This is a genomic window from Loktanella sp. DJP18 (assembly GCF_049310965.1).
Classification (GTDB): Bacteria; Pseudomonadota; Alphaproteobacteria; order Rhodobacterales; family Rhodobacteraceae; genus Loktanella.
In genome coordinates, this window is record NZ_JBMERN010000189.1 from 1 (window position 1) to 5,366 (window position 5,366).

Genomic DNA, 5,366 nt, shown 5'->3' on the forward strand with positions numbered 1-5,366 from the left:
TCGACCGGATTGCCGATGACGACGCGCACGGGACGGTCCACGCGAGCGCGGAATTCGCGGATCAGCAGGCCAAGCCGAAGGCTGGCGTGCAGGTGGCTGGCCATCTGGAACACGCGGCTGTTGGTGCCGTCGAAGAAGACCGGCACGACGGTCGCGCCAGTGGCCGCGATCATCTTGGCAGTGAAGTTGCGCCAGACCGGGTCCAGCGGCTGACCCAGCGGACGCGCGGAGGTCGAAACGGTGCCACCGGGAAACACGCCGATCGCCCCGCCGCCAGCCAGATAATCCAGCGCCGCACGACGCGTCGCGATGTTCTGCGCGACCGCGTCACGGGTATCGTCGAAGTTGATCGGCAGGATGAAGCGTTCGATACCGGCAGCCCGGTTGAACACGCTGTTCGCCAGAACCCGGAAATCTCCGCCCCGCCGCTGCGACAGCATGCGACCCAGTGTCAGCCCGTCAAGGATGCCGTAGGGATGGTTCGCCACGACGATCAGCGGGCCGGTGGCTGGAATGGCGTCCATCGATCCGCGTAGGATGTCAAGCGACAGGCCGAACCGACCGGACAGCACGTCCCACAGGTCGGAACCCTGCCCCACCTGCGCATCGTAGCCCCGCGCCCGTCGCAGCAGTCCCGGTCGACCCGTCGCGTTCTCCAGCAATCGGATCAGCGTTTGCCCGCCGCGCCCCTTGGCGGAACCGGCATAGCTGATCGCGCGCGCTGCGGTCTTTTCCATCGGTAACGGTCCCATGCGATCCTGCAGGGGAAGAACTGACACAGATTTATGACGACCGTGTAAAGGCCGTCATTCCGCCGCGGCGCGTTGCGGGCCGGCGCGCAGAACCGACAGCAACTCCTCGCGCCGTTTTTCGGCCTTGGCGGCATTCGCGGCCTTCACCGGACCGAAGCCGCGAATGGTCAGCGGCAAGGACGCCAAAGCCACGGCGGCGTCCTGCGTATCTGGCCGCATCATCCCCGGCAGTGCGGCCATGTCGGCCTCGTACTGCCGGATCAACGCACGCTCCATCCGGCGTTCCGCCGTGCGGCCGAAGGGGTCGAAGGGCGTGCCCCGCAGCACCTTCAGGCGTGCCAGCCAGGGAAATGCCCGCCCCATGCCTGCGCCGAAGGTCTTCTTGACCGGACGACCGTCCGGGCCGTCCTTCGTCAGGACCGGCGGCGCGAGGTGATAGCTGACCTTGATGTCGCCGTCGAAGGCCTCGCGTGCCTTGGCTGCGCTGTCTTTCAATAGCCGCGCGACCTCATACTCGTCCTTGTAGGCCAGCAGCTTGTGGTAGCCCAGCGCCACCGCCTCCTTCAGGGCGGGATCGTCGAACCGGTCCACCATCGTGCGGTAGCGTTTCGCCAGTCGCCCGTTCTGATAAGTCACCAGATGATCCGCGCGGAACGTGATCCGGTCTTGCAGCGACTTCGGCAGGCTGACGACCTTCGGCCGGCCCAGATCGGCGGCCTGATCGGGGTGCAGCACCGCCCACCTGCCCAGCTCGAACGCCCGCAGGTTCCGGTCCACCGCCGCCCCGTTCAAGGTGATCGCCCGCCGGATCGCGTCGCCCGACACCGGGATCGCGCCCATCTGCCAGACAGCACCGAAGATCATCATGTTGGAATAGATGCTGTCACCCATCGTGGCCTTCGCCAGATCGGTCGCATCGAACAGATGCACATCGTCCCGCAGCCGCGCGGCCAGCGACAGCTTCAGCTGTTCGACCGGCAGCTGGAATTCCGTGTTCTTGGTGAAATCGCCGGTGATGATCTCGTGGGCGTTCACGACACCCTTTGTGCGTCCGGTCTTCATCAGGCCGATGGTCTTTGCCCCTGCCGAAACCACCAGATCGCCGCCGATCAGCGCATCGCACTCTCCGGTCGCCACGCGGATCGCAGAGATATCCTCGGGTCGGTTCGCCAGACGGCAGTGGATATGCACCGCACCCCCCTTCTGAGCGAGGCCCGCCATTTCCATCATGCCGGCCCCTTTGCCGTCCAGATGCGCCGCCATCGCCAGCACCGCACCGATGGTCACGACACCCGTGCCCCCGACACCGGTGATGACGACGTTGTGTGTGCCGTGGATCGCGGGCAAGGCAGGTTCCGGCATGTCGGGTAGATCCACCTGCGCCGTCGCCGCCTTCTTCAGTTGCGCGCCCTCGACCGTCACGAAGGACGGGCAGAACCCCTTGAGGCAGGAAAAATCCTTGTTGCATGACGATTGGTCGATGGCCCGCTTGCGGCCAAGTTCCGTTTCCACCGGCACGATCGACACGCAGTTCGATTGCACCCCGCAATCGCCGCAGCCTTCGCAGACGTCCGTGTTGATGAAGACGCGCTTGTCGGGGTCGGGAAACTGGCCACGCTTGCGCCGCCTGCGCTTTTCGGCCGCACAGGTCTGGATATAGACCAGCGCCGACACGCCCTGAACCTTGCTCAACTCCTCCTGCACGCGCGGCAGGTCAGCCCGTTCGGACATCGGCACGCCTTTGGGGAACATGGCCGCGTTCACGTCTTCCTTTTCGTCGTAGACGACGCGCACATCGCGCACGCCCATCGCCAGCAGTTCGGCCACGATCCGATCCGCGGTCAGACCGCCATCGTTGCCCTGCCCGCCGGTCATCGCCACAGCGTCGTTATACAGGATCTTGTAGGTAATCGTTGTTCCCGCCATCAGCGCGAACCTGATCGCCTGCACGCCCGAATGGTTGTAGGTTCCGTCACCAAGGTTCTGGAACACATGCCCCGTCTTGCTGAACGGTGCCTCTCCGACCCAGTTGGCCCCTTCACCGCCCATCTGGGTGAACCCGACCGTCTCGCGGTCCATCCACTGCACCATGTAGTGGCAGCCGATCCCCGCATAGGCGCGCGATCCCTCTGGCACCCTGGTCGAGGTATTATGCGGACAGCCCGAGCAGAAATAGGGCAGCCGCGCCGCCAGTTCCGGCACGTTGTCCGCGCGGCGCGCCTCGGCCAATGACGCAAGCCCAGCCTGCACGCCGGATGAACCGCAGCCTTCCTCGGTCAGGATGCCGCCCAGCTTTTCCGCGATCCAGATCGGGTCCAGCGCATAGCGCGTCGGAAACACCTCCTCGCGCCGGCCTTCGGAGTGTTCGTCGCCTTTGTGCCAGCCATAGACGCGGGTGCGGGTGTCGTCGAACAGCGCCTCCTTGACCTGCACCTCGATCAGCTTGCGCTTCTCCTCGACCACCACGACCAGATCGAGCCCCTCGGCCCAGTCGTGGAAACTCGCCATGTCAAGCGGGCAGACCTGACCGACCTTGTAGGTGGTGATCCCCAGCCTCTCTGCCTCGCCCTCATCGATGCCCAGCAGCGACAGCGCATGCACAAGGTCCAGCCAGTTCTTGCCCGCCGCAACGAAACCGATCCGCGCTCCGGCCTTGCCCCACTTGCGCCGGTCCATCTTGTTGGCCCGGCTGAAGGCCTCGGCCGCGAACCGCTTGTGATCGATCATCCGCGCCTCTTGAGCCACGGGTGTATCGATCAGCCTGATGTTCAGCCCATCGGCCGGCAAGGTCATGTCCGGCGTCACGAAGCTCAGCCGGTGCGGGTCGCCGTCCACCACGGACGTGACCTCGATGGTGTCCTTCATCGTCTTCAGACCGACCCAGACACCCGCATAACGCGACAGCGCCCAGGCATAGAGGCCGTAGTCCAGCACCTCCTGCACACCCGCAGGGCTGACAATGGGCATGTAGGCGTCCACCATCGCCCAATCGGACTGGTGCAGCGTCGTGCTGCTTTCACCGGTATGGTCGTCGCCCATCGCCATGATGACGCCACCGTGGGGTGACGTGCCGGCCATGTTCGCGTGCCGCATCACGTCACCGGACCGGTCCACCCCCGGCCCCTTGCCGTACCACAGGCCAAAGACGCCATCGTATTTCCCCTCGCCCCGCAGCTCCGCCTGCTGGCTGCCCCACAAGGCCGTCGCCGCCAGATCCTCGTTCAGCCCCGGCTGGAACGTGACCTGAGCGGCGGTCAGAGCCTTCGCGGCCTTTGACATCTGCATGTCGACAGCGCCCAAGGGCGAGCCGCGGTATCCGGTGACATAGCCTGCAGTATTCAGCCCCACCGCCGCATCCCGCGCCCGCTGCATCAGCATCAGCCGGACCAGCGCCTGCGTGCCATTCAAAAGCACCGGCGACTTTTCAAGGTCATAGCGGTCGTTGAGTGAGATCTCGTCCCGGCCCATCGTGCACCTCCTCATGCGCAATTTGCGGATGTGATGAGCATAGGTCACGAATTCTGACCTACAAAGGATTAAATTCCCAAAACCCGTTCATTGAATTGTGACCAAAGGCTGCGTAATGAAGTTGCATTGCTTAAGGTTAATACATGCGGCAAGGGGCTGGGATGGACTGGGACAAATTGCGAATCTTTCATGCCGTCGCCGATGCAGGGTCCCTGACCCATGCCGGCGATGTGCTGCATCTGTCGCAATCCGCCGTCAGCCGCCAGATTCGCGCGCTGGAAGAGTCGTTCAACACCACCCTTTTCCACCGTCATGCCCGCGGCCTGATTCTCACCGAACAGGGCGAACTGCTGTTCGACGCGACCAAATCCATGAACCGCAGGCTGGAGGCCGCGTCGGCCCGCATCCGCGATTCAGAGGAAGAGGTCTTTGGCGAACTGCGCGTCACGACGACCACCGGCTTTGGCACGCTCTGGCTCGCCCCGCGGCTGCCGAAACTTTACGAGAAATATCCCGACATCAAGATCGATCTGATGCTGGAAGAACGCGTCCTCGACCTTCCGATGCGCGAAGCCGACGTCGCGATCCGCATGAAGGAGCCGTCGCAGGCCGACCTGATCCGCAAACGTCTGATGAACATCCGGATGCGGCTTTACGCGACACAGGCCTATCTCGACTCGCGCCCGCCGCTGGACCGGATTGACCAGATTACCGGGCATCGCCTGATCTGTCAGGCTCTCACCTCCACGCAGGTCAGTGCCGGTTCGACATTGATCCACCATTTGCTCAGCCACGAGGTCCACTCGATCTTCACGGTGAACAATTATTTCGGCGTGCTGCAGGGGGTCATCAACAACTTGGGTGTCGGCGTGCTGCCTGACTACGTGACCGAGGATTTCCCCCACCTCGTCCGCTGCCTGCCCGAGATCGAAAGCGGCGAAGTCCCCGTCTTCCTCGCCTACCCCGAGGAATTGCGCCAGTCGCGCCGCATCATGGCCTTTCGTGACTTCGTGCAGGATGAAATCTTTGCCCATCGTCAGACCGTACGCGACCAGTCCGGGGACCAGTGACCATCTATAGTTGCTGACGCTGTTGCGATATGCGCGCATTGCATAACGGCATTGCAGTATCAAAGCGGCTTTTTTC

At 63.7% G+C, this 5,366-nt stretch carries 3 protein-coding genes; 1 reads left to right on the forward strand and 2 read right to left on the reverse strand.

Going from position 1 to position 5,366, the window contains the following annotated elements:
- Together ACOI1H_RS23400 and ACOI1H_RS23405 are read right to left on the reverse strand one after the other, a co-directional pair.
- Positions 1–737, reverse strand: a 737-nt coding sequence (locus ACOI1H_RS23400; protein ID WP_422440567.1) for a lysophospholipid acyltransferase family protein, incomplete at its 3' end; no start/stop codon positions are given.
- A gap of 69 nt (positions 738–806) precedes the next feature.
- A complete protein-coding gene (locus ACOI1H_RS23405; RefSeq protein ID WP_422440569.1) occupies positions 807–4,220 on the reverse strand; it encodes an indolepyruvate ferredoxin oxidoreductase family protein in 3,414 nt (1,137 codons plus the stop codon).
- A 161-nt stretch (positions 4,221–4,381) separates the two neighbouring features.
- On the opposite strand from ACOI1H_RS23405, the gene ACOI1H_RS23410 reads away from it, so the two are divergent.
- Entirely contained in the window at positions 4,382–5,290 is a 909-nt protein-coding gene (locus ACOI1H_RS23410; protein ID WP_422440570.1) for a LysR family transcriptional regulator, read from the forward strand.
- The last annotated feature ends 76 nt before the right edge of the window (positions 5,291–5,366 follow it).

Excerpts from the sequence above, each read along its gene's own strand:
- ACOI1H_RS23410 (WP_422440570.1), top strand. The coding sequence starts at position 4,382 with ATGGACTGGGACAAATTGCGAATCTTTCATGCCGTCGCCGATGCAGGG.
- ACOI1H_RS23405 (WP_422440569.1), bottom strand. The coding sequence starts at position 4,220 with ATGGGCCGGGACGAGATCTCACTCAACGACCGCTATGACCTTGAAAAG.